21 protein-coding genes and 1 riboswitch are annotated in these 26,206 nt (G+C 48.1%); of the genes, 1 reads left to right on the forward strand and 20 read right to left on the reverse strand.

Annotated features, from left to right (window positions below; genetic code table 11):
• Positions 1–73: 73 nt before the first annotated feature.
• The 4 genes from KJS63_RS19955 to selD all read right to left on the reverse strand — a co-directional run bounded on the left by KJS63_RS19955 (position 74) and on the right by selD (position 3,226).
• The gene (locus KJS63_RS19955; protein WP_213620737.1) at positions 74–457 is read right to left on the reverse strand and encodes a nuclear transport factor 2 family protein; all 384 of its coding nucleotides are present in this window, start codon (positions 455–457) and stop codon (positions 74–76) included.
• A gap of 96 nt (positions 458–553) precedes the next feature.
• Positions 554–805 (reverse strand): DUF2164 domain-containing protein, encoded by a 252-nt coding sequence (locus KJS63_RS19960; RefSeq protein ID WP_213620738.1) that lies wholly within the window; start codon positions 803–805, stop codon positions 554–556.
• A 241-nt stretch (positions 806–1,046) separates the two neighbouring features.
• Positions 1,047–2,108 (reverse strand): tRNA 2-selenouridine(34) synthase MnmH, encoded by a 1,062-nt coding sequence (gene mnmH / locus KJS63_RS19965; protein WP_213620739.1) that lies wholly within the window; start codon positions 2,106–2,108, stop codon positions 1,047–1,049.
• Positions 2,109–2,176: 68 nt separating this feature from the next.
• A complete protein-coding gene (gene selD / locus KJS63_RS19970; RefSeq protein WP_213620740.1) occupies positions 2,177–3,226 on the reverse strand; it encodes a selenide, water dikinase SelD in 1,050 nt (349 codons plus the stop codon).
• A 187-nt stretch (positions 3,227–3,413) separates the two neighbouring features.
• Here selD and KJS63_RS19975 point away from each other — a divergent pair, with 187 nt between their 5' ends.
• Entirely contained in the window at positions 3,414–4,493 is a 1,080-nt protein-coding gene (locus KJS63_RS19975) for a permease (protein WP_213620741.1), read from the forward strand.
• Positions 4,494–4,631: 138 nt separating this feature from the next.
• Here KJS63_RS19975 and KJS63_RS19980 read toward each other — a convergent pair whose 3' ends face one another.
• From KJS63_RS19980 to KJS63_RS20055, 16 genes are all read right to left on the reverse strand, one after another.
• On the reverse strand, positions 4,632–5,030 hold the full coding sequence (locus KJS63_RS19980) for a DoxX family protein (RefSeq protein WP_213620742.1): 399 nt from the start codon (positions 5,028–5,030) through the stop codon (positions 4,632–4,634).
• A gap of 76 nt (positions 5,031–5,106) precedes the next feature.
• On the reverse strand, positions 5,107–5,562 hold the full coding sequence (locus tag KJS63_RS19985) for a MarR family winged helix-turn-helix transcriptional regulator (RefSeq protein WP_213620743.1): 456 nt from the start codon (positions 5,560–5,562) through the stop codon (positions 5,107–5,109).
• Positions 5,563–5,687: 125 nt separating this feature from the next.
• Positions 5,688–6,098, reverse strand: a complete 411-nt coding sequence (locus KJS63_RS19990) for a hypothetical protein (protein ID WP_213620744.1) — start codon at positions 6,096–6,098, stop codon at positions 5,688–5,690.
• Between the two features lie 45 nt (positions 6,099–6,143).
• Positions 6,144–7,337 (reverse strand): MFS transporter, encoded by a 1,194-nt coding sequence (locus KJS63_RS19995; protein ID WP_213620745.1) that lies wholly within the window; start codon positions 7,335–7,337, stop codon positions 6,144–6,146.
• Positions 7,338–7,514: 177 nt separating this feature from the next.
• Entirely contained in the window at positions 7,515–8,273 is a 759-nt protein-coding gene (locus KJS63_RS20000; protein ID WP_213620746.1) for a TrmB family transcriptional regulator, read from the reverse strand.
• Positions 8,274–8,435: 162 nt separating this feature from the next.
• Positions 8,436–9,410, reverse strand: coding sequence for an ABC transporter permease (locus tag KJS63_RS20005; RefSeq protein ID WP_213620747.1), 975 nt, complete (start codon positions 9,408–9,410; stop codon positions 8,436–8,438).
• Between the two features lie 26 nt (positions 9,411–9,436).
• The gene (locus KJS63_RS20010) at positions 9,437–9,637 is read right to left on the reverse strand and encodes a hypothetical protein (protein WP_213620748.1); all 201 of its coding nucleotides are present in this window, start codon (positions 9,635–9,637) and stop codon (positions 9,437–9,439) included.
• Positions 9,638–9,703: 66 nt separating this feature from the next.
• Positions 9,704–12,754 (reverse strand): response regulator, encoded by a 3,051-nt coding sequence (locus KJS63_RS20015; protein ID WP_244862698.1) that lies wholly within the window; start codon positions 12,752–12,754, stop codon positions 9,704–9,706.
• A gap of 52 nt (positions 12,755–12,806) precedes the next feature.
• Complete coding sequence (locus KJS63_RS20020) at positions 12,807–14,642, reverse strand: sensor histidine kinase (RefSeq protein ID WP_213620749.1); 1,836 nt, start codon at positions 14,640–14,642, stop codon at positions 12,807–12,809.
• 188 nt (positions 14,643–14,830) lie between these two features.
• Positions 14,831–15,496 (reverse strand): class D sortase, encoded by a 666-nt coding sequence (locus KJS63_RS20025; RefSeq protein ID WP_213620750.1) that lies wholly within the window; start codon positions 15,494–15,496, stop codon positions 14,831–14,833.
• 228 nt (positions 15,497–15,724) lie between these two features.
• Entirely contained in the window at positions 15,725–19,264 is a 3,540-nt protein-coding gene (locus tag KJS63_RS20030; RefSeq protein ID WP_213620751.1) for an LPXTG cell wall anchor domain-containing protein, read from the reverse strand.
• Positions 19,265–19,429: 165 nt separating this feature from the next.
• Positions 19,430–19,918: a hypothetical protein gene (locus tag KJS63_RS20035; RefSeq protein WP_213620752.1), complete on the reverse strand. Its 489-nt coding sequence runs from the start codon at positions 19,916–19,918 to the stop codon at positions 19,430–19,432.
• Between the two features lie 130 nt (positions 19,919–20,048).
• Positions 20,049–21,191: a response regulator gene (locus tag KJS63_RS20040; RefSeq protein ID WP_213620753.1), complete on the reverse strand. Its 1,143-nt coding sequence runs from the start codon at positions 21,189–21,191 to the stop codon at positions 20,049–20,051.
• A gap of 108 nt (positions 21,192–21,299) precedes the next feature.
• Positions 21,300–22,109: a transglutaminase-like domain-containing protein gene (locus tag KJS63_RS20045; protein WP_213620754.1), complete on the reverse strand. Its 810-nt coding sequence runs from the start codon at positions 22,107–22,109 to the stop codon at positions 21,300–21,302.
• A gap of 14 nt (positions 22,110–22,123) precedes the next feature.
• Positions 22,124–22,204: riboswitch (cyclic di-GMP riboswitch) on the reverse strand.
• Positions 22,205–22,368: 164 nt separating this feature from the next.
• A complete protein-coding gene (gene cysI / locus KJS63_RS20050) occupies positions 22,369–24,090 on the reverse strand; it encodes an assimilatory sulfite reductase (NADPH) hemoprotein subunit (RefSeq protein ID WP_213620755.1) in 1,722 nt (573 codons plus the stop codon).
• Between the two features lie 41 nt (positions 24,091–24,131).
• The gene (locus tag KJS63_RS20055; RefSeq protein ID WP_213620756.1) at positions 24,132–25,970 is read right to left on the reverse strand and encodes an assimilatory sulfite reductase (NADPH) flavoprotein subunit; all 1,839 of its coding nucleotides are present in this window, start codon (positions 25,968–25,970) and stop codon (positions 24,132–24,134) included.
• Positions 25,971–26,206: the final 236 nt, after the last annotated feature.

The raw sequence follows: 26,206 nt of genomic DNA on the forward strand, positions 1-26,206 counted from the left end.
ACACATTAAAAAATCCGCTTTACGCGGATTTTTAACACCATTTGACCAGATCTCTATTCACAAGTTGGAAACCCTAGCTGTAATCTTCAATTAGAACCAGCTTACCATCCAACAATTCAAATTTGGACCTGCCCTTTAACTGGATCTGGTCACCAGCCTTTAAACCATTAGGCAGATCTACTGCTAATTTCCCCTTATAGTCGATCTCAACCTCTGCCCCGCTCTCCGACTCCAGATAGCTTGTTACCGTCTGACACCGGCTTGAGAATACACCCGCAGACTGTTCGGCAAGTTGTTTGAACTCTTGAATTCCCTTGGTTTCCGTGTCCATCTCACCGCCAGCAATGTTCCTGAATACACAATCTTCACTCATCAAGCCAATCATACCTTCCACATCAAACGAGTTGTAGGCGCTTATGTACTGCTCAATGATTTCCCGATTCGTAGGTTTATTCATTCCCGTCAGACTCCTCGCTATTTTAAATTTAGTATGTAGCAAGCTTTTAAAAAATGAACTAGGCACCCATTGTAAGATTCAGCCGTGTGATACCCGTCATCTTCGCTGAACCGGTTTTTGCAGAGCGTACAGTTCGTCATCTACTTGACTATTCTTCTCGTAGATTACCTTTCTGGCATCTTCAATTGCCTTATTATAAACAGCAGGCCCCAGCTCCCCGATCATAAAATCAATGAGCTGTTCGGCTGCTAATTCCCCAATGCTCTCCCCACGTTCTTCTTCAAAATAGGTTTGAACACTTCGAATGATGACATCCTTGTCTTCCTTAGGCAGTTTAATCTGCAGCATTTGGCTCCTCCAATGTTATTCATGTGATATGACCATAGGACTGATCTATAATCTTTGTACCGCTCTAATGTGTCCTTCTATAATAAGGATACCACCCTCTTTTAGAAGATGCCATAACTCTTCACGGTTGGATTCCAAACAAGCATCAAGACAGGCCAATATAAAAAATAAGCTTCCCCCGGCCAACAGCAGGAAGAAGCTTATTTAAACAACGTAGTCTTGTACCATTTTTAGATAGAGTCTACCCGGATATAGTACTTGAGACTCCTTTCGGCCGGCTGGACAGAAATGAAATCACTGCAGCTTCAGCCTCATCAAGGTTATTCACTTTAAAAACTACCTTCTCCTCCCCATCGTACTGCTGGGAAGTGTAGTCGTATTTCGGGTCATAATAATACTCCAGCATTAGCCTAACGGCTTCCCTGAACCTATCCGCCTGCAGGCAGCGATCGATCTCGGCGGCGATAGGAACATGAATCCGGGACTTGATTCGCCGGAAAGCAGCAATATACTGCTCCTTGTACCGCTCTGGCTGGTAGTCCTCCAGAATAATGTCCACTCTGGCTTCAAGGGGCATTTCAATCCACAGCTGGGTGCCGTTTTCTTTCTGCTCGGCCAGGAATCCAGGCATGACTACCTTACCGATCCGCTTGCTCTCGGCTTCATACAGAACGTACGGAGCGTCCTCTAGTCTCTTCAGTTCTTCAAGAAGCAGGCTGTCAAAGGTCTTCTGATTGTTGGCCTTAAGCCCAATATGACCAAAGATAGAGCCGCGGTGACCTGCCATGCCCTCCAGATCAAGCACAGGATAACCTTTGCTCTTAAGACGGTGCAGCAGGTTAGTTTTCCCAGTTCCTGTATTCCCATGGATAACCAAAGACTTGGGTTTAAACGTAAAGTTCTCCAGCTCTTCAAGCACCCATTTACGGTAGGCCTTGTAACCGCCAACCAGCCTGTAGGCGTGAATGTCCATCAAGGAAAGCACGGTCGCAGTGGTCCTGCTTCTCATGCCGCCTCTCCAGCAGAACACCGCTTTATCCCCTTCAATCGCTCCGAACTCCCGGATAAAAGCCGGCAGCTTGGCAGAGACGATCTCAAGCCCCTTCTCCTTGGCTGCCTGAACACTGGTCTGCTTGTACAGCGTGCCAACCGCCGCCCGCTCTTCATCATTAAACAGGGGAATATTCAGACTGCCCGGGAGCGTGGAGTCCTCGTATTCAGAAGGAGAACGAACATCGATGACCGTCAGCTTCTTCTTCTGCTTCAGCTCTCTTAACTCTTCTAACGTAATATCTTGAAACAACGCTAATCCCACCTCTTGTTGTTAACTGCCTGTTCCACCCAAACTCTGGGCACAACCTTACAGATTCGCTATGTAACCTGAATTTGTCCCGGATGCTCCTCCGTGACCTCGCCAATCACAGCGGCCTCCACCCCTGCCCCGCGCAGTTCATCCAGCAGTTGGCTGCTCTGATGCGGAGCAACAGAAATCAGAAGCCCGCCTGAGGTTACCGCATCACAAAGAATATACCGGTCAATCTGATCCATCTGCTCAGGGAACAGGATGCTGCCTTCCAAATGGGCAAAATTATTCTTCGTTCCGCCAGGGACGAATCCATTCTCAGCCAGCTCCCGTACTCTTGGCAGCACGGGAACATCATTCTTGCGAATAACCAGACCTAGCCCGCTGCCTTTAGCCATCTCGGAAGCATGTCCGAGCAGGCCGAAGCCCGTCACATCCGTGCAGGCATGAACCTCATAAGGCTCCATGATCTCGGCAGCGGTCTTATTCAAGGTTGACATGACGGATACCACACGAGCTGTTTCTTCTTCGGTCAGCTGGTCCTTCTTAATGGAAGTTGTCAGGATGCCGACGCCAATCGGCTTAGTGAGAATCAAATGATCGCCCGCCTGGGCGGCCGCATTGGTTCGAACCTTGTCCGGATGAACCGTACCCGTTACCGATAAGCCGAATTTAGGCTCCTTGTCATCAATCGAGTGGCCGCCGACAAGCGTAGCGCCTGCTTCCTTCACTTTGTCGCCTGCGCCGCGCAGAATATCCGCCAGGATGCTTTTGTCCAGCACGGAAATAGGGAAGGCTACAATATTAAGAACTGTCAGCGGTTTGCCGCCCATAGCATAAATATCACTGAGCGCATTAGCCGCTGCGATCTGTCCGAACGAATAAGGGTCGTCCACAATCGGTGTAAAAAAGTCCAGTGTCTGAACGAGGGCAATGTCATCCGTAAGACGGTATACTCCGGCATCATCACTCGTGTCCGTTCCGACCAGGAGGTTGGGATCATGTATCGCAGGTGGCAATGTACGCAGAACCTGCATTAAATCGGCCGGACCGATTTTGCAACCGCATCCCCCTTTGGAGGATAGTGAAGTCAATTTTATATTTCCAGCTTGAGACATGTTGACTCAGCTCCTTAAAGTTAGAATAGGTCATCATCCTACATCATAACGCAGACTCACGAATCATGCAGTACGATTAATTTTACACCAATTCAACAATTGGCACAAAAAATAAGTTACTTTATTAATTTCCACATGCTATAATTTGAATCTTGAAATTCACTATAAACGGAGGTTATTTCGCGTTATGTCATCCCATGCTGACAACTCATTACTTAAAGACAAACGCCCGTCCGGTTCCAAAAAGGTATGGTTTACGATGCTATTCGTCATCATTGCCATTGCAGGACTTACTTATGTTAAATGGTGGCCTTACTATTTCAAGGCCCTTAAAGCTGCGGCCGAGCACTCCATCGGCTCATCCATTCTTACGGGAGATCAGGCAGCCGCACCGGCTCCTTCGTTTCAATCCGCCTGGGATTATGCCGTGGACTATTTCAAATCCGTATGGAAGGCTGCCGTGCTCGGAATCCTGCTCGGGTCCTTGGTTCAAGTCCTGCTACCCGCAAAATGGCTGCTCAAAGCACTTGGCAAAGCTGGCTTCAAAAGCACGGCCCTTGGCGGAATCGCCTCGCTCCCAGCCATGATGTGCACCTGCTGTGCAGCTCCGATTGCAGTAGGCCTTCGCAAGAAGAATGTGTCTGTCGGCGCGGCCCTGGCCTTCTGGCTCGGCAACCCGGTACTTAATCCGGCAACCTTAATCTTCATGACCTTTGTGCTGTCATGGAAATTCACATTGATGCGGATTGGATTTGGTTTAATCCTTACTTTCGCAGTAAGCTATTTCGCCGGCAGGCTTGCGGGACAAGCCCCCATTCCTGAACAAGTTCAGGAGGCGGTTGACCAGCCGGAAGAGCCATCAGGCTCATTCCTGACCCTCTGGCTTAGAAGTGTGGGGACGCTGCTCCTGACGATCGTGCCCGCTTACCTGATCACCGTTCTTGTGCTCGGTGCAGCGCGGGCGTGGATGTTCCCGGCTCTTGGAGCGCATGGGATGAACACAGTTCTGGCCATCGTCATCTTTGCCATTGCCGGTACCTTATTCGTCATCCCGACTGCCGCTGAAATTCCGATTATCGGCACGTTCTTGTCATTCGGCTTCGGTACTGGCGTAGCCGGGGCCTTGCTGATTACTCTCCCGTCCGTCAGTCTTCCGTCCCTGCTGATGGTCTATCGGTCATTTCCCCGCAGGGTGGTTTGGTTTGTCACCGGTTCCGTTATCGTGTTAGGCCTGCTCTGCGGAGCTATAAGCGCAGTTATCTTATAATTTCAACATGTAAAAAGGCTCCTCACCCATGGGTGAAAGGAGCCTTCTTTGATATAGCCCGACACGATTAGAACCAAGCGTAATAGGAACCCCCGCGTAAGAGGTTTCCCAGATTCAATGACAAGCAGTTGGCTCGTTTTATTTGATCAAAGCGTCCAGCGAGTAATCCCCTGCACCGGTTAGCGCGATTCCTATCACTACAGCGATCAGCACCAACGGGTATTCGTAACCGTTCGCGGTCGCCCAAATCCCGTTTTTGCCGTGAACCTTAGCAATAGCCCCGAGCATGGTCAATACAATCAGAACAGCTGCCACAGGAGTAAATAAGCCTGCTGCAAGCAGAACTCCTCCGATGAGCTCCATAAGCCCGCCGAGGACAGCCATCGCTACACCTGGTTTCATGCCGATCGACTCCATCCAGCCGGCTGTTCCTTTAATACCATAACCGCCAAACCAACCGAACAGCTTCTGTGCCCCGTGCCCCACAAACAACAATCCTACTACTATACGAATCACCAATATTCCTAATGCCATCATCTTAATCATCCTCCAATATTTTTAAATTAATAATCTTTAATTAAAGATTTATGACAGAGAAAATCCGTTAGTTCAACTAACGTTTCTCCGCCCCTCTACCCAGCTTCTTAAGCAAACGGATCGCTTCCTGCTTCTCATCTGCAGACAGTCCTTCGGTTAAAGCATGAATCGTTGAGGCGTGCTCAGGGAAAATCCGGTCAAACAGCTCATTGCCCTCCGCTGTAAGTTCAGCAAAGATAACTCTGCGGTCCTCTTCACAAGGAACCCTGCGGATATACTTCTTCTTCTCCAGCTTATCAATGTTATAAGTAATCGTACCGCTGGTAATCAGAATCTTCTCTGCAATCTGCTGAAGTGGAATTCTGCCCTTCGTGTACAGCACTTCCAGAATCGTAAATTCAGAAGGAGACAAGCCGTACTTCTTCATATCCTTCACCGCCCGGTCCATGACCGCTTTATACGCCTTCGAGAGCACTACGAAGGTCTTCAATGATATGCTCTCTTCATCTCCGATTTCAAAAGCCACGTCCATTCACCTCCTCACAATATTATTCACTGCAACGAATATCTTGAATTAAAGATAATATGGATTTCTTCTTTTGTCAATACCCATTTTCATAAAAACAGCCGCGTGCTGTTTCACGCGGCTTCGTCGGATTATTTTAGGACTGCAAAAGCCTCATAAGGACGGAGCAGCATCGTCTCGGAAGGATGGGTATCGGAATAGACAGCAGCCAGAACCACACCGTCCGCCAAATCGGTTGTTATCCTGCACGTTACAGGTTCTGAGCTCCAATTAGCGATCAGGGACAGCCTTTTCCCTTTCAGGCAACGCTCATAAGCGAAGATTTGGGCATCCTCAGGTGCAAGCAAATCAAAATTTCCGTGGATCAGGAGCTCATGGACACAGGAATCTTCTCTCAAGCTGTCAAGCTGGCGATAGAAGCCGGCCAGAGCACTATCCTCTGTGTCCATTGGGCTGGATATGGAACCGGGATTAGGCCCCGGCATCATAAGCAGAGTCAAGGCCATACATTTAGCGCTCTCATCGTGGTACAGTTCATTCATTTGAGCCCTGCAACCGAATCCCTCGGCTGCGGGATTCCCCTCCATTCAAACTGATTGATTAATTCCGGATGAGCTGCTAACTGCAGCTCTCGGCTCTGGTCTTGCCGGTGACTTAATGGACAGTACAGCTGCAGCAAGGGCTAACAGCACAAATCCCACTCCAATCCAGGCATTGTAATACACCGTGGACTTCTCAATTACAATACCTCCGACTGCAGAACCTAGAGCAATCCCGATATGCAAGGCGGAGCTGTTCAGACTCAACTGGATATTAGCCGATTCCGGTGCCGACTTAATCAGATAACTTTGCAAGGATGGAGAGATTGACCAGCTGAGCATGCTCCAAATCATCATAACCAGCATACAAACATACATAGATACCGTGGATAATGGCATTAGAAACATAACTACAGCGAAGATGCTTACGATAGCCAGAATACTCTTTTCCGCTCCAAATTTATCGGTAACCCATCCGCCAATTCCCCCGCCCAATACCGCAGCGATTCCGAATATGAAATAGAAAAGACTCAGTAGTGAAGCATTGATGTGTAAGGTCTCCTGAAGAAACGGGGTTAAATAAGCATATAACGTCAAATGCCCGGTAAGCATCAGTACAGAGATCAGCTGCCCGAAAATGATTTTTCCACTCTTCAGTGATTTCAGCTGCTCCTTAAGTGGAACTGTAGCTTCCGGCGGCGTTTTGGTTATGAAAGCTTGAATAGCCACCATCGACAATGCGGACAGGATTGAAATCATCAGGAAAGGCGCACGCCAGCCAAACGTGTTCCCCAGCATCATGCCCAGCGGAACTCCAAGCACCAGCGATCCGCTTACCCCCATATAAATAATGCCGATAGCTCTGGCTCTATGGCTGGGTTCAGCCATCTGCGATGCCATGGTTATGGATAAGACCACAATCAGCGAACTACTGGCCGCCGAGAGAACTCTAGCTGCCAACATGACTATAAAATTGGGACTCAGAGTGGATAGAACATTTCCGATAATAAAAACAAGCAGCGCCATTTGATACAACTTCTTACGCTCTATCTTAGAAGTGGCTGCCAGCAGCAAAGGCCCCGATATCGCGAATATAACCGAGTATAAGGTAATTAATTGGCCCGCTGTGCTTAAGGAGATGCTCAGATCATTTGCGATCAAATCTAAGATGCCTCCTACGATTAGCTCCACGGTGCCAGTTACAAAACAAGCCAGGGCAAGAATGTAAATCTTGAAATTCATATTGCTTATGCTCCTCTCATAGTTGCGATCATCCGTCACTTGGTTACTACCGAAATAGTAACCTATTTCCCGTTTGTCGGCAAGCCTATTTTGAGCAGGCACAAAAAGGCGGATAGAGCTGATCTATCCGCCTTGTAAATCTATCCATATTTTATAAAAATCCAACTGCGCTATCCGCTAATATCTTAATTGCAGCAGCTGGGCCATGATTTCCTTGTCCTTGGACAGAACATCCTTGTACTCGGTTGTAATCTTGGTGAGCAGCACATCATGATAGAAATAGTCTGTAAAAACACGAACAAACGGCTGGGATCTCGTCTTAATCGCCTGCCAGGCCTCATCCTCAACTCCGGCAAAGATGACTTCCAGATCGTCCACAATAAGAAGCCTGAATCTCTCAAGCAAAGTATGTTCCTCATTAGGCTGCATGGTGACAAGGTTTGAGAGGCCGCATTTCAAATCTCCGACCACGAGCGCTTCCACTAAAACCCCTTGGCTTTCCTTTTCTTCCAACAGAGGCAGATACTTCTGGAAGTCATCTTTCCAGGCAGAGAAACGGATAGACTTTCCGGCTTCCATCATCGCCTGCTTCAATTGAGTCTCAATGGAAGTATCGGCTTTCAGACTCCACACATGGTCGTCCACCAGTTCTTTTTTGATTTTGTGCTGCTCCAGCTGCTCGATATCTGTCTGAAACTCGGCAGTCAGCTTCTCAACCACCAGATGGAGCGGCAGGGAAGCATACAGCTTCTTTTTCTCAGAAATGGTCTCTAGAACCATCCCTTTCTCTACCATTCTAGAGATAACTTCATAAATCTTCGCCTTCGGCACACCCGAATATTTAACAATCATACTCGCATCAAGCGGTTGTGAACTGGAGGCCAGCGCCTCATATACTTTACTCTCATATTGAGAGAATCCGAACTTTTGCAGCATTGCCTTGACCTCGTTCCATGATTTTTTATTACTGTACCACAAAACGATTGCCGCGTACTATTCACCCCGGATAGTCTATACCGCTGAACGATGTTTAGCTTGGGGCGAATAACCAGCCTGCTTCTGGATTAACAAAAATCTGACTTCACGTAACTTGCCCCATCAGCGTGAGCTTCTTGTGAGACGAACCCTCGGATCGATCCATGTATACAGAATGTCTGCGATCCAATTTGCGATGATAACCACCAGGGATACGATCATAATAATCGCGAGGAGCACCGGAAGATCTCTGTTCTGAGCGGTCCAAACCAGCAGCAAACCAATCCCTTGCCAATTGAAGACGTTCTCAATCACGGCCGAGCCGCCTACCATGACCGGAATATCCATAGCCAGCATGGTCACCATCGGAATAGCCGCGTTCTTAAAGGCATGCCTATAAATAATCCGTTTCTCCGAAGCCCCTTTAGCCCGGGCCGTCAATAGAAACTCAGACGGGAGCACCTCTATCATATTGTTGCGGACAAACCTTAAATAATATGCCAGATTCCCTATGGTAAGTGTGAGGACAGGCAGTATCATGTGGATTAACAAATCCCCCACCTCGCCTTCCTTGGAAGGAGTGTGCATACCGCTGGGAGGCAGCCATAACAAGTCCATGTTAAACAAGTCCATGGCAAAGATCTGCTGTAGCAAATATCCGAGCACAAAACCGGGAATGCAGAGCCCCGTCAGGCTCAAGAGCAGGGCTGTCCGGTCGGACAAACCATATGGCTTCCTGCTGTTGTAAATCCCCCAGGGTACAGCGATCATGATCGAGAGCAGCCATGCAGTCCCCACCAAGATTAAGCTGTTCTTAACATAACTCCATATGTATTGATCAATCGCATTGCCATTATAATCCTGGCCCAAATAACCGGTAGATAGCCCCTTCAGCCAAAGGATATATTGTATATATATAGGTTGATCAAGGCTATGCAACCGGATCTGTTCCTCCGCATATATATGGTCTGCCAGCTTCATACCCACGAACGTCCAAGGGTTGCCCGGCATCATATGCATAAGCGTAAAGCATAGAAGAGAGACTAACAACAACACCACTATCGATTGAAAGGTTCTTCGAACTATATAAATCCACATAAGTCCTTCCCTCCTGAATTTGATGATTATTCCAGTTCCTCTTCAGCTTTCCTGATCTTGCTTCTGTGCACGATTAAAGTAATGATCAGCATAATCACACCGATCCACATTCCCATTGGAGCCAGCAGCAGCAGATCATGTGCAAATCCTGTGGTCGTGTTCATCGAGGTGGCGAGAGCTATTCCTGCCATCACGAATGGGAACAGAATTAGAATAACTGAGATCATATACGCTGTCTTTATATTCCGGCTTATGACAATCACCCCCTCGTGATTTGTTTGTAGAATAGTAATTTATTTGGGAACTGAAAATGCCACCGTAGTCCCTTGATCCGGTATACTGCTGATCTCAAGCCCCCGTCCATAAAGACGTTTCAATCTGCGGTCCGTATTTTGGACTCCTACTCCGCGTCTCTGCGACGTTGAACCGTCCCCTCTAACCGACAGAAGAGTAGCCTGATCCATCCCAACCCCATCATCTTTAATCACAATGGCAACTTCCTGAGGATGCTCAGTAATCCGTATCGTCAGCGTCCCCCCACGGGCACGTTGTAATATTCCATGACGCACCGCATTTTCTGCAAGCGGCTGGATAGAAAGCGGCGGGATCTCCACGCTGAGCGGCTCAGGCACTTCCCAGACCACTTTCAGCCTGTTGCCGAAACGTTCCTGCTCAATATACAGGTATGACCGAAGCAGCTGCAGTTCATGCGAGATGGGAACCAGGCGCTGCAGGTTCCTCGCATCAAAGCTGGTTCTAAGGTAATTTCCGAACTCTTCCAGAAGAATCACCATTCTTGACGTATCTGTCTCACTTAAAGAGGCGATAGAATTTAGAGTGTTAAACAAGAAGTGCGGTTGAATCTGGGCCTGCAGCCATGCCGCTTCCATGCGCAGTCTTTCGCTGATCGATTCTTTAAGATCAATCAAAGCCTTAACCCTGGATTTCAATTCAATCCCGCCAACAGGCTTGGTCAGGTAATCATTCGCCCCTGATAGAAATCCGGCCTGTATGTCCTCCTGCCGGCTTCGTGCGGTTAATAGAAGAACAGGAAGCTCGGAGAGAGAAAATTGACGGCGAATAGTCCGGGTCAACTCATACCCTGACATCTGAGGCATCATCACATCAGAGATTACCAGGTCCCATTCTCCTTGTTCGAGATGATCCAAGGCTTCTTTGCCGCTGGTGGCCGTAACAAGCTGATAATCCTCTCCACCTAAAATACTGCCCAGCACCTTCAGGTTAATCGGGTCATCATCAACCGCCAGAATCCGGTGACGAGCTCTCGTCTCCGCTGTAACGGCGGCTTCTTGCTCAGCCAGAACCGCGCCTATTTCCCCTTCATCTGAATCCCATGGCTCGAACTCGGAATCTATACTCACATCTGACCCCAGCCGGTTCTCAAATCGGCTGAAATCCGCACGCAGGGAAAAGGCAATTTCACATGCATCCGCCTCCCCGGTAATCACCTTAAATGTGCCGCCGTGAAGTTCGATTAGTTGGCGGCAAATGTTCATTCTGAGCTGCAGATCGTTGTTTAATTCCGCCTCGTCAGAGCACTTTACTTCCTCCCAATCCACGGTGGGTGAATAAATTCTAAACGCGGCCATTCCCTCACGAAGGCTGCCCTCCAGCACTATAGCTCCTTGTTGTGTAACTCTCAAAGCTTCCTGAAGCAGATTGAAAATAATCTGAACCAACCGGTTCTCATCTGCGATTACATAAGGAAACCGATCCGGTATGTGAAGCTGCACATCGGCCTGGCTACTGTTATTGGCGACCCGGAGCATATCTATAACTCCCGAGGCCGCAGCCGAGAAACTGACACTTTTCTTAACAAGATGAAGCTCTTGCTCTTTGAGCCGCGCGGCATCCAGCAGATCATCCAGCTGAAGTGACATTCTCTGTCCGACCTGGATCAGCAGGTCCATTCGATTCTTATGTTCCGGGCCGAGCTCACTATGAGCCTCACTCCGGACGGCATGTGCCATATTCAGCATCCCGTGAAGCGGATTGCGAAGCTCATGGGAGGTGTTGGCAAGGAAATCGTCCTTGATCTTGTCCGCCTTCTGCAGCTGTTCCGCCAGCTGCTCCGCCTGCTTGTTCATTTGGGCAAAGCGCACAAACCAGAAGCTGGCAAGACCCAGGAAGGCAATGATCAGATCAAATGGATAGAACAGCAAATCCGGCCAAAATCTGCCTTTGAGTGTGCCCCATACCCTGTTGGCGGAAACAGCAGCCACAGATAACAGCAGAAAGACCGCGGTAATCTCTCTCCGGTAAATAGCCGTAACCATCAGCCTAAGTTCCGTAATGACCGTGACAATCATAACGCTCACCAAAATAAAAGAAGCCGTTTGTTTGATCCATTCCATTGGAACCAGAACAATTACGATGGTGAATAACACATTTGCCCAGGCGTATCCGCGTGTGAACCAGCTGGTTCTCGTGCCTGTAAATGTCTTAACCCAGAAAAACAACGATACACCGCACGCCATGTAGGCTAGCACTCTAAGTCTTGTAGACCATTCCAGTCCAATCGGAACCCACTGCAGCAGAAGCTTATCATCATCCGTCAGAACCGCAAGCAGCACCGTAACCACGATACCTACGAAGTAGAACAACTCCCTACCCCGTACTCCAAGATAATACAAAATAGCCGCATAAACGCCATGTAAGGCAATTACGATACATACAATGAATTGTAGATTTTCCGAGAAAAAAGCTTCCCGAGTTACCGCTGTATCGGTACCAAATCTAAGAGACTGAATAATCCCTCCTGTAGTAGGAAGGTCAAAATTGGAGACATGGATCAGAATCTCAACTTCAGGTTTATCACTGCGAAAGAAGACGGAGTAGGGCACATTTCTGGCCTTGCTCTCTTCTTTGGTTACTGAAGGACGGCCCATAACCCCAAGCTCTTGTCCGTTCACGTACAATCTGGAAGCTGTTTGAATGCTTGGGACTCGTATTCCGTACATCTGATCCGAAGGATCAAGAAGAACGGTAAGCCGGTAGGTTCCGAAGCCAATAGAACTGCCCGTACCTGTAACATGATCCCAAATCCCTGGCACAACCGCTGTAATCGGCTTGGGCTTATGCTGATGAGTTCCCGGCGTAAGAAATGTATTCGGATAGAACTCCCATTCCCCATTCAAGGTGATGGTCTTACTATCGTCGAACTGCCAGCCGCGCAGGTCGACAACACCTGCCAAGGGCTCTGGGTGATCAGGAACCCTCAGCTCATAATTCCACAGCAGCCGGATTCCCGTCAGTATAAGAAGAAATACAGCAGTGAGCAGAATTAATTTTCTTTTGGGAAGCAATTTAGTTGAAGTCAGCAATCTGGAACCATCCTTTTATATTATGAGAAAACGCCTTGAAGTAAGCGAACTTCTATCCAAGAGGCAGGGTAAATGTAAACACTGAGCCTTTACCGAGACTGGATCTCACGGTAATTTCCCCACCATGAAGGTGAACCAGCTGTCTGCAAATGCTGAGCCCAAGTCCCAAGCCTCCTAGAGCCGCAGTACTAGTTGAATCTCCTTGCTCATAAGGAAGAAATATAATCTGTTGGATATCCTCATCTATGCCTATACCTGAGTCTTCAACATGAATCCGAGCCATGCTGTCCTGCACGTCCGCGTAGACCATAATCAGTCCTTCATTTGTATATTTAAGGGCATTGTGTACCAAATTGAACAAAATTTGGACCACTCTGTTCTCATCAGCATCCACATGAGGAAAGTCTTGAGGAATCCCTTGAACAAGCTCCACCTTCTTACCCTCGTTCATAAACCTGAGCATATCAAATACACTGGTCACGACTGGGGAAAGAGACAAGCTTTTCCGGCTGAGACGAACTTCTTGGGCATTGAGCCGCTTGATATCCAGCAGATCACCGAGCATTAAGGACATGCGCTGTCCTACCTGAATAATCAGCTCCAGATCTCCCCGGCTTCTTGCACTCATCGCTGCCCCCCGTTCCTCAAGAACGGACCCGGCCATTCCGATCATCCCCTGCAGCGGGGCCTGAAGCTCTAAGGAAGTAATGGTAAGATAATCGTCCTTTTGCTTATCCGCCTCTCTCAGCTGCTGAGCCCAGCTTTGAGTCTGTTCATGAGCCTGGAAAAAGCGGATAAACCAGAATCCTGCAAAACCGAGATAAGCAAAAATAATGTCAAAAGGATAATAAGGCATTTGATGCCAGAGCACATATTTTACAACCGTCCAAAAGATGAAGGAAGCTATGCTCACAGCTGTGAGCAGTAGGAACACCCCGGCATCCTTCTGTCTGCTGACGAATTGAAAGATTAGATAAATGACACGGATGACATTAATGACCATAAGCAGCCTAAAGAAATTAGCGAGCCACAGGAATACCTCAAGAGGCAGGAAAGGTATCAGAATAACAGCAGCCACGCTTATATAGATAACCCACTTCCATACGCTGGCCTGCGCTGCAGCGGACAGCAGCTGTTTGAATCCTATTCCTAGGAAAGCCGTGCCGCTCAAGTAAGCCATCATACTCAGCTTTAATGACCACTCCGGGGTTAGGGGCATCCAAATAAGCAGCCACCTGCTGCCATCGACCAGATCAGACAACACCAGGGAAAGAATGGCCAGGGATATGAACAGATGAGTCTGGCTGCGCATACCAATTAAGCTTAGGATTCCGGCATAAAGGACATGAAGAATGAGTATGGTGTATACCGCAATCTGCATTCTCGCATAGAATTGTTGTTCATGCTTTACTGCAGATTCGGTGCCAAACCGGACAGACTCCACAATCCCCCCACTGGCCGGGTAATCAAAATTGGATACCTGAACTATAATTTCAATCTGCTGCTGGTCAGGGATAAAGCTTACCGTATAGGGATAATTCCGGGGTAGGCTCTCCGAAGGCTCACTAGCTGGATGTCCTGCTTCTTTCAGAAACTCTCCATTTACATATATCCGGGCCGCGGTCTGAATGCTGTTGATCTTCAGCGAATAAGGCTCATGAATACGGCTTACCCACACTTTCATCCGGTAGGTAGCATAGCCGTAAGATGATGTGGAGCGAACGGACTTGTTCCACGGGGTAGGTACGGAAATGTAGCCAGGGGACGGCTTGACCTCGGTCCCGCCTTCTGTGCCCCCGGGCTGTATCCACTTGCCGGGATAGAAATCCCACTCCCCATCAAGAGGGATAGATTTGTTATCCGGCAGGCTCCACCCTCTGAGATCCAAGCTCCCTCTCTCCATACTAGGATGGGCAGGCGGCTCATTCATCTCAAACCAAATCAGCCTTAGTCCTGTTAGTACAAAAAGAAATATAAAGGTGATAAAAATTAGTTTGCGTTTAATAATCATGTTCTTCAGTTTCGACAAAATTTAGTAAATTCCTTTGAAGAACACGAAATTATTATTAGAATGACCTATTCATCCTCCTTCGCCTGGACAATGAGGCGGTGAGTAGGATTAATGAGCGGGTCACATGTAATCAGAGTAAGCAGCTTCTCTTGTCCCACCGGGTCAAGCACGGAGACTTCCGTGGGCAGCACGATCCATTTTTTATACACCGTGTATGTAAAGACTTTGCCACCAGACTTGATTACGATCTTATCCCCTTTGCTCACCTCATTAAGACGGTTGAACAGGCGGCCGGCCTTGTGCGCCCGATGAGCGGCAATAGCGGCGTTGCCGGTCTCTCCGAACCAGGAGGTTTCCGGTAAATGTACGGCGGCATGGCTCATATTCTCTTTGGTAGCCCCTTCAAGAATAGGGAGCTTAACATCAATAGAATCTATCGTGATCGTTCCAATTAGGTGTTCGTCTTCACTGTAAGATGAATCATCCGATTGCCCTGCAGACTGGTCACTGCCCTGTCCATTCTCCCCTTCATTTAATAAGCGTGAGACCTTTTCCAAACTGCTGGCTTTGCTTGTCTTCAATACGGCTGGCCGATGCTCCTTGTTGTATTCCTGGCTCTCAGCCCGCTTAAGCAGTTCATCCTGTTCCATATCCGCCCGCCATTCTATGATTTTGGGAGTCAAGAGAATGACAATCCCCAGCAGAATAACAACATATGATAACTTTCGCATAATTAAATAGCTCCTTCATGAATCATTTGCTGTGTAAATTGAACAAACCTGATTGTACGGATGAAAACACCCGCCAATCCCCTGATCTTTCTTTAGTTCAACTTATATGTATTAAAATACAACTTGTATCTAAACAAATTCTCGACTTCTTTCTTAATACACTTTAACTCCTTCCTCATTCTAGCAAAAAAAGACCCGAGAAAGGTCTCTTTCTCAGGTCTTTGTCAGTTAAAACTTGTCAGCGCGCTTTAAACGCATCCACAAACCGATTAATACGAGTGATAGTCCGGCCATATAAACCGGCCAATCACTTTCTTCACCCGTTTTCGGGAGCATAGGCGCATTGGAATGGTTAGGGTTGCCTTTGGATTTATCCTTGGCTTTGTCACCATTAACACCTCCAAGCGGATTGCCGTTCTCATCCAGATCCACTTCTTTAGGATCCTTCTTACCCGGCTGCGGCTTGGTTGGCTTCTTGCCACCCGGTGTTGTAGTCGATGGCTTGTCTGGCACTTCGACTCCAGGTCCGGTGATGATTGGCGGAGTTACTGGTGGCGTTACCGGCGGTGTCACTGGTGGAGTCACCGGCGGCGTTACCGGAGGAGTTACCGGTGGTGTTACTGGTGGTGTTACTGGTGGTGTTACTGGTGGTGTTACCGGTGGGTCCACTGGCGTTACTGGCGGTGTTACTGGAGGTGTCACCGGTGGTGTTACTGGCTTTTTGCTGTTCGTAACCGTAATCTTCTTAACGTTAGCCTCCTGCTTGATCGTGGAGTCAATCTTAATATTAAGTTTGGCTTGGTCCGCGACATATCCGGCAGGTGCTTCCAGCTCTTCTAATACATAATCATCGTACAAGAGCTTACTGAACAGGATTTTACCTTCGGCATCCGTTGTTTTGATGATCTCCGGTCTTTTCTTGGCGGCATCATACAGAACGAATTTGGCGCCTTCCAGCACTTTGGTTGGATCATTCTTGTCCACCTTGGTGATTTCAATGCTTCCTCTCTCCCCGACACCGGAGCCGGAGCCGGAAGATGTACGAACCTCAATCTCCTTGCTGGTCTTGTTGGATTCAACCTTGAACCCGTCGCCCTCAAAGCTTACGGTATTCTGAACCTTCTCCCGGTCAGCGGAAACCGCAATCTGGGACGAATATTCCAAAATGTAAGCTGTTGAGATCTCTTTCTTAAATGCCAGGACAAACGACTGCTGGTCCTTGGCATCGGTTGTAATTACAAGAGTGTAGTCCACGTCTTTTTTCAGTTCATCCGAACGGGTCAGTGCCCCGTTTGGCGCAACCTTGGTAGCATAAAGCTTGAAGGAGGCCTCATCCAAAATTTGATTGGCGCTTGGTGTATCAATGATTCTGGCATTCGTAACATAAGATTGGCCTTCATTGATTTTGATTTGCCAGTTGATCTTGCTTCCGTCCTGAGCACCAGTCTTACTTACATACACGCCGCCTTGAGGAATATTCACCTTAGCTCCCCACTTGTAAGCCGGAACCCCATCGCTGGTAAGATCAGCCTCATTGCTGATTTCACGGTCTAGGCGTGCAGCATCAAAGGTTGTTTTGAAAGTGACCAAGTAAGCTGAATCGATATCTCCCAATTCCACTTTCAGCTCATTGTCATTTTCAGACGTTGGAGCTATAACCTTATATTTGCTGCTGTCGACTTCGCTGCCCTTTGTGATGCTTCCGTTTGCATTAACGGTCAATTCATAGACCTTCACGGAATCTTTAACGATAGTTTGTCCTTGAAGCAGTTTGTCTGAAATTACCGCGTTCTTCAAGTCTTTACGATTGTAGTTCGCTGTAATATCCCAAGTAATTTCTTTTTTGCTGGCATCATAAGAACCGCTCTTGGAACCATTATTGGTCGTCTGAGCATTTGGCTTGAAATCAGCAATCACAGTGACAGGATCCTTGAGGGTACTTTCTACCCAATTGATCAGAGCCTGGTTGCGGTACACATTCTTGCCTGCAGCAAACCAATCACTGCTGTACTTGGTCTCATAGGTAATGGTCAGCTTGTCGGCAACCTTGTCCTTGAATGTAAGTGCAAAGCCTTCCGTTGGCTTATCTGCATTAACGGTATAATTATCTGCTGGATAATCATTCCCATCTGAAGATTTAATCTTCAAGGAACCCGGAACAAATTCCAACCCGCCATTCGGGAATGAATCGGTAATGGTTAACCCGGTCATCGCCGCTTTATCTTCATTCACTACAATCGTCCATTTGGCGGTTTGAGCCTTGTAATCGACACCGCTGTTCCACTTCTTGCCGATAAGGCTCACCAAGGTTTCCTTACCCGTGGCTGAAGTGTTACCCACTGTAGTGACATTGTTGGTTACCGGAGTATTTTCATACACCCGATCCTTGGCTTTGGTTTTGTAGGTAATCACGTAGCCCACATTTACATCCTTGGTGAATTCAAGATCGAATCCGGCTTTGTTATCCTTCTCGTCGACTGGAGTTAATTTATAGTCATCATTCTCTTTAAGGACGTTACCGGAATTTCTTTCTTTAACTTCCAAGGAACCAGGAACAAATTCCACAACACTGTCATACCGGTCAACGAGTTTGGCATCCGCTTGCGCAATTTTCTTCTCGTTAAAGTTGTAGTTGATTGTCCAAGTGATAGTCTGACTCTCTTTATCATAGGAAGCTTCCTTCGTCAAAGGCTTCTCACGTGGAATATTCACACTTGCTGATGCCTGCTCCTTATCATTCAAGACGACTGTGTTTGTAAAGTTAGTTTCGGTCTCCCCTACAACATCTGTCGCATATTGGAGCTGATAGGCTGATTTAATTGAACCCGATTTAAAGCTCAGCTTAAACGAAGAACCGTCATTCTCAGGTTCAAAGATATAGCTGGCCGGATCAACAAGATCGCCAAGTGTGGAGCTGCCATCCATGTTCACCTTAAGGTTATAAACCTTAAGTGATGCCGCATCCAGCTTAAGTCCGTCCGGAGTCTTGTCAGTAATCACCGCATTGTCGATTTTGTTAAGCACGGTATTCACATTGACTGTCCAGTTAATCTTCTTCGAACCCTCTGGCTGACCCTTCTTATCAAGCACCTTGCCGCCTACCGGTTTGAAGAAGACAATGGCAACCTGATCCCCGCCCTTGATCGGGAAAGGAATCTTCACCTCGGTGTCTTCAGTGATGGTGTCTTTGTTGAACTCCGTGGCAATTTTCAATGTGCCGCTGACATTGGAGTTTCCCTCGACGAAATCATTGAAAGTAACTGTGACTTTGTTCGTTTTAGAATCAACATGAAACGTTCCTGCCTCGTCCAAGCTGCCTGAGATGTCATTATAGAGCTTGAACTCCTTCGGAATGGTGAACTCGAAGGTATCCCCATTCTTATAACCATGATTATTCTCTAATGCCCAGTTGTACTCGATGGTCACGGCAGAGCCGACTTCCGTACGGCCTTCCCGGTCAGGATTGTATACGGCGTCAATCACCGTACCCTCTTTATCCTTCAGTACAACTTTAGTGAGAATGTTAGCCTTTTCCGCCACGTCCGGCTTGTCAGCGGTTGAATCCACCGCATCCGGTTTGTCAGCCGTAGAATCCACCACAGCATCCGGAGCAGCTGTCCCGGTTGTTCCAGTCCCCTGATCTCCTGCTGCTGTTATATTCTCTGGAAGTGCTGCCGCATCTGCGCTGACTGAAGCAACAGCCGGCCCAAACAGGCTATGTATCAGGAGGATTAATGCAAAAATGACTACAGATATTCTTTTTTTCATGCTTTTTTACCATTTCTCCCTATCTATTAATTTGTTGTTAATTTTAAAAGCTCTTTCACCTCCAGCAATTAGATACAAAATCGACAACTACAATAGTAGAACAAGCAACTTAACAATTTCTCTACAATCATCCGGAAACCGGGCCAGCCTTAGACAGCTTGGCGGCTATTGCACCCGCTCCCCTATACGAACCGGATCAACTTCCCTGGCGTGAGAGGTAGATGGGGAATCGTCATCCACAGTATAGAATGACTTAAATTTCTTGCGTTTGGCAGCCTTAATGAGCCAATTGAGGAACTCATGCATATTCCGGTCCAGATCTTCTTCAGCCCGTCCCCCCAGCATGCGGTAATATTTGATTTGCAGCACACTGGCCCCATTCCAGTCGAAGTAGAATATGCTCTCATCCTGCTTGTGCTTTAAGCGAAACTGATAGTTATCTCCCGCAAGCAGGTAAGTATCAGAATTGAAAAAGAATGCCGGTCCCTCAGGTGTCGCCACAACCCCCAGCATATTCCCCTGAAAGTTAATATAAAATCCTCTCTGATATTGAACATCCGGTTCTTTGGCAATATTGATTTCACGAAGTGAAGCGAGTTCCAGCCCCTTGAATCCGAAAGGGGGTGAAATCCGAAAATTTCTTATAATTCTCAACGTTTATCCCTCCGGTATACCCTACTCGTTCTCCCACCGTAAGGATTATAAAGAGAGAATCTATACAATTTCTGGACAAAGCAAAAAAACCACCGGTTATCCGGTGGCTAACTGTATATGTAAAACGCTATTATGACCGTAAAAGATCCGCTTCCCATTCCCGGTACCAGTTCTGAATGGACTGCCCCGGTTGTTCATTCAATTCTTCCGCTAATATCGTCTCTAAAGTTTCATATTGTCTGCGTACCATCAAGGCATTCTCCATTTCCGCATACAGCCGCATCAGCGCAAAATGAGCCTTCTCCTCTTGAGGGTGCAGGCCGCAAATCTCCGTGTAAAGCCCCACTGCCTTGCCCGTGTCCCCTTGCGAACTGTACCATTCAGCCAGAGCATAAGAAGCCGAGAGCCATAAAGATTTGTATCTCTGCCGCTCACTTTCCGCCCACCAGTAATCATACTGCTGCAAGTAATCCCCTGTATACAGTTTTAAGATTTCAATATGATCATCAATTGTATCCGCGCTAGGTGGAGTGCTCTCCTGCAGCCTGTTCTCCCATTCTTCCACATCAATCATAACCTGACTTAGTGTGAGCAGGTAACCCTCGGTTGTATTGGAGATTTGAAAGCAGGTGCCGTAAGGCTCTAACGTTTTGCGGATATGGTAAACAGCCGTATACAGCTGGGCATACACCTTGTCCGGATCGTATTCCGGCCACAGCAGATCAATCAGAGTTGATTTCCTGACCAGCTGACCCCGGTGCTGAATTAAATATAGAAACAGCTCCTGGGCTTTGGTGGTCCGCCAATGAAGCAGTGCAGGTTGACCCGGCTGCACTTCAATAGATACCTGCCGAAGAAGGTTTAATTTTAGCGGTGTATTGGAATCGGAGTGACTGGTCACATCCGGCTTCGATTTCAAAAGCCCGTCGATTCTGGCCAATGTCTTGGATAAACGCTCGGCACGAACGGGTTTAACAATATAATCAAGCGCATTGATTTCAAAAGCTTTAACTGCATATTCGTTATATGCTGTAACGAACACAATATGTATGTCTGGCTTGCTCTCCAGCAGCTGCTCTGCCAGTTCCAATCCGCTGATTTCTGGAAGGCTGATGTCCAGAAAAACAACCTGTACATCCCTCTTTAGAATCTCTTCCTTGGCCGTATAAGGGTCGGTATAAGCTCCCACAACCTCAACTTGAATCAGCTTCTTCAGCTGCCGTTCCAGGTAATCTAAGGCCAACTGCTCATCATCCACCAGGATCACTTTCATATTCTTACTCCTTAGACATCATAATCAGTACTTCTCCCAACGAGCCTAGAATAACATAATCTGTTTCTGCAAAGAAGCCCTGAGTATGCACCCAGGGCTTCTTGTCCTTTAATATTGTCTATCCGCAGTATATTTGGCTGCGTCTTTGATCATCTGATATTTAGTTGTGGTTCCCTTCCAGCCCGCATCAACTGTAGTATCGATAACGACCCACTTGTTATTCATATACACTTCATTCCAGGCATGGTATGTAGTTACATAAGCTGTCTTGCCCATGTCAAGCTTCGTCGGAATGTTTACACTTCGCAGCATGGCGGCGAACAAAGCGGAATAACCGTAGCAGGTATCCTTGCCCACTGTCAACGTGCGGTCAATTTGCGGTATGTAATCAGCCGGAATATTCAAGGCCAACTTCTTATCGTATTTGATATTGCTCACCACAAAGTTATAAATCGCTTTGACCTTCTGCTCATCCGTTGTTAAGTTTTTCGTTAATGCCTTGGCCTTGGCAACTGCGGCGCCCGCCTGTGCCCATTTCACATTCTGAATGGAATTAAGGTATACCGCGGTTGGCTCCTCAAGCTCCACGTTAACGGAAGCTTCATAAATAACCTGATATTTGCCGTTGCTCTTTTGTTCAAGAACACTGATTGCATATTCTCCGTCTCCCAGCTGAAGTGGAAAATTCTCCTCAGTGACACCTGGCAGTAGGCTGTATGTATATTTCTCATTGCCTTTGGCTATTAGCACTTTCGTCTTGACACCAGACTTCACCGTGTATTTGATTCCAATAACACCTTTGTCCACTTTGGTATCATTCAGCCAGGTCCCGCTCTCGGCCCTAACTGCAGTCCCACCATTCATAACCGTACACAACAACAGAAAAAAAGACAACAAAAAAACAACACTACGCTTCATCTTATAAAACTCCCTTCGGTGGCTAGGCTGCCATCTTGTTAGAAGGCCCTATAGCTTTGCGTCCCTGCCTTTCGACAGGTTTGCCATTATCGTGTAAAGTTCTATTTGCAACAGACAGCTGAGCTTGTCTGGATGAAATTATCGTACCATATCTTTAATTCAAAACAAGACTTTTTGTCGAATTTTATTAAAAAAATATCTCCACCGGTCACATCCACGCAAACCGGAAGAGATATTTAATCTTAGATTCAGTTACTGCTTACGCATGAAAATTCTGTCCGTCGGTCACTTCGGGCACGATGCCAACGCGGATCACGTAATCCCCAAAATGCTCACCAGGATGCCGGTCCTTCGCATACTGTGCAAGGATTGGCTCCAAGGATTCCAGAATTTCAGCTTCGTTAATATTCTCCTTAAACAGCTTGTTCAGACGGTTGCCTGAAAACCCTCCGCCCAGATACATATTGTAACGTCCCGGAGCTTTGCCGATAAACGCGAGTTCCGCGAGGGCAGGCCGTGCGCAGCCATTGGGACAACCGGTCATGCGGATGACGATCTCCTCGTCTTGAAGGCCATGCTGGGACAGCATAGGCTCAATTTTATCCATCAGTGAAGGAAGATAACGCTCGGATTCGGCCATCGCAAGCCCGCAAGTCGGCAGCGCCACACACGCCATCGAATTCCGGCGCAGGGCAGAATAATGCTTGCCGTCTGTAAGGTTGAACTGCTGAATCATGGACTCAATCTTTTTCTTTTTCTGAGTGCTTACATTTGCGATAATCAAATTCTGGTTTGGTGTCAGGCGAAAATCCCCGGTATGCACCTTGGCAATCTCTCTGAGGCCTGTCATAAGAGGATAACCTTCCTCGTCCTTCACACGGCCATTCTGGATGAAGAGGGTAAAATGCCATTTCCCATTGCTGCCCTTAACCCAGCCATAACGGTCACCATTGTGGTCAAATTGGAAAGGACGTGCCTCCTCAAGCTTCCACCCCAGGCGCAGGGTCAGCTCGTTTACGAACCAATCAAGGCCGCGGTCATCAATCGTATACTTGAAGCGGGCATGCTTCCGCACAGACCGGTCGCCATAATCTCTTTGAATCGTGACCGTCTTCTCCGCCACCTCGATCAGCTGCTCCGGTGTACAGAATCCGATGACTTTGGACACCTGAGGGTAGGTTTTCGGATCACCGTGAGTCATTCCCATACCCCCGCCAACGGAAACGTTGAAGCCTTTCAGACGGCCGTTCTCGGTAATAGCAATGAGGCCAAGATCCTGAGAGAACACATCTACATCGTTCGATGGAGGAACAGCTATGCCGATCTTGAATTTACGCGGGAGATAGACCGGTCCGTAGATCGGTTCCTGCTCCACGCCCTCACGGCTGTCCACAATTTTCTCCCCATCCAGCCAAATTTCATGGTAGGCCCGGCTGCGGGGGTCAAGATGAGCGCTTACCTTGCTGGCCCATTCGTATACCTCCGAATGAATTTCGGACTGGTAAGGATTCGGGTTGCACATCACATTCCGGTTCACGTCACCGCAGGCAGCAAGTGTGCTCAGCATGGCGTCATTCACTTCGCGGATCGTATTCTTCAAGTTCCACTTGAGTACGCCATGGAGTTGGAACGACTGCCGAGTCGTCAGCCGGATCGTTCCGTTTGCATACTTGTGTGCCACACGGTCCATCATCAGCCATTGCTCCGGAGTTACGACTCCACCGGCGGCTCGTACCCGAAGCATGAACTGATAGGCCGGCTCCAGCTTCTGCTTGGCCCGTTCGTTCCGCAGGTCACGGTCATCCTGCATGTAGCTTCCATGATGCTTCATCAGCCGGTTGTCATCTTCGGGAATGGACCCGGTAATCGGGTCTAGGAGAGTCTCTACCAGGCTGCCGCGCAAGTAATTACTTCTGCGTTTAATGTCCTCCACATCACTGTGCGGAGCGCTGTTCTTGGACAACAGGTTATTTTCAGACATTGTTTATATCTCCTCTCGTGATCTTTGGCATGTCCCCAGAATTAATAGACATCCCGCTGATAACGTTTCTGCTGCTGCAGGTCTGTCAAATAAACAGCGGCTTCCTCAGGGCTCAGCCCGCCCTCTTGCTCAAGGATAGTTGCGAGTGCCGCATGCACATCATGAGCCATCTTCTTCTCATCTCCGCACACATATAACGCAGCGCCTTCTTGAAGCCACTGGTACAATTCCTTGCTCTTCTCCAGCATCCGGTGCTGAACATAGACTTTCTTGTCGGTATCTCTTGAGAAGGCAACATCCATACGGGTAAGCACGCCATCCTTGAGCCAGCGCTGCCACTCCACTTGGTACAGGAAGTCTGTAGAGAAATGCTGGTCACCGTAGAACAGCCACGTCTTTCCTGATGCCCCTGTCTCTTCACGTTCCCCGAGGAATGCGCGGAAAGGTGCAACTCCTGTTCCGGGCCCAATCATGATCACAGGAGTATCCGGATTGTCCGGCAGCTTGAAGTTCGGGTTATGCTGGATAAATACCGGCAGGCTGTCGCCCGGCTGAATTCGTTCAGCCAGCTGAACCGAGCAGACCCCATATCTATTTCTCCCGTGGTTCTCATATCTAACGGTACGTACCGTTACGTGCACCTCGTCCGGGTTTGCTTTTAAACTGCTGGCAATGGAGTACAGCCTTGCCGGGATTTTGCGGAGAAGAGCCACAAATTCACGTGCCGGAGCTCCCTGCAGCGAATAATCCGTCACCAGGTCCAGCAGATCGCGCCCGGCAAGATAGCTTCGGAGCTCCTGTTCGTGTCCAGCTGCAAGCAGCTTCGTTAGACCCGAATTAGAAGTAAGCTCTGCCACTTGAGTCAGCAGAGGTTTCGTTAATACCGTGATCTCATAATGACGAAGAAGCGCCTCCTGCAGCGGCTTCTGCTCCCCGTTCTTGTTTACCGGCACAAGCTCATCCGGGTTCCAGCCCATCGCTGTGATCAGCTCTGCCACCAGCTGCGGATGGTTCTCCGGATAGATGCCCAAGCTGTCGCCAGGTTCATACTGAAGATTCGATCCCTCAAGAGAAATTTCGATATGTCGGGTCTCGCGGTCCGATCCCCGGCCGTTCAGGTTCAAGTTCTCAAGAACTTCCGCATGGAAAGGATGGCTTCTCGAATACTCCGATTCCTGCACAGTTACCCCTTCCGAACTTGCACTAACCGCTGTGGTCTGACCAGCTGCCCCTTGCCCCAGCGCCTCAGCAACCTGGCTCATCCAGGCCTGCGCCGACTCCTCGAAATCCACATCGCAGTCCACCCGGTCAGCCAAGCGTTTCCCGCCTAGTTCTTCCAAGCGCTTGTCGAAGTCCTTCCCCGTCTGGCAGAAGAATTCATAGGAAGTATCTCCAAGCCCAAGAACCGAATATCGCAAACTCTCAAGCTTTGGCGCTCTCTTACTGTGAAGGAACTCGTAGAAAGGAATCGCATTATCCGGCGGCTCTCCCTCGCCCTGGGTGCTGACCACAATGAGCAAATTCTCAATTTTCTTCAAATTGGCGGTCTTGAAGTTTCCCATAGAAGAGACGGTTACCTCAAACCCAAGGCCTTCAAGCTTCTTGGACAGCTTCTTCGCCAGTCCGTCACTGTTCCCGGTCTGAGAGCCGAACAGAACGGTAACCTCTTTGGAAGCTGCTGGCGCCTGAACAGGGGTAGTAGAATCAGAATGTACAGGAATACCGGCCGGCACGGACAACTGCACCTGTGCAGGGCCTTGAAGTCCCGCAATGTAACCTGTCAGCCAGATGCGCTGATGTTCTGTTAATGTAGGGATCAGGCGGTTAAGAAGCTCTGCCTGTTCCTGGCTGAAAGGACTGTTTGTAACTTGGAGTTCCAACAATATCCACCTCACGTAGCTTGCATGATTTTTTAATTCCTAGAATTTAGATCGACTTAATCAAAATCTACTAAGTTGAACGGTATCACATCAACGAGGACGGGTCAATTTGAATGATCTTATAGGTTCCATTAGTTAATCTGATAAATGCGCCTTAGCACAAAAAAAGAGCCGCGTGTATACGCGGCCCGATCAACAAATCTGCATCACTTAAGACTCTATTCCCGATCTTTATT

It is taken from the genome of Paenibacillus sp. J22TS3 (assembly GCF_018403205.1).
GTDB lineage: Bacteria > Bacillota > Bacilli > Paenibacillales > Paenibacillaceae > Fontibacillus > Fontibacillus tuaregi.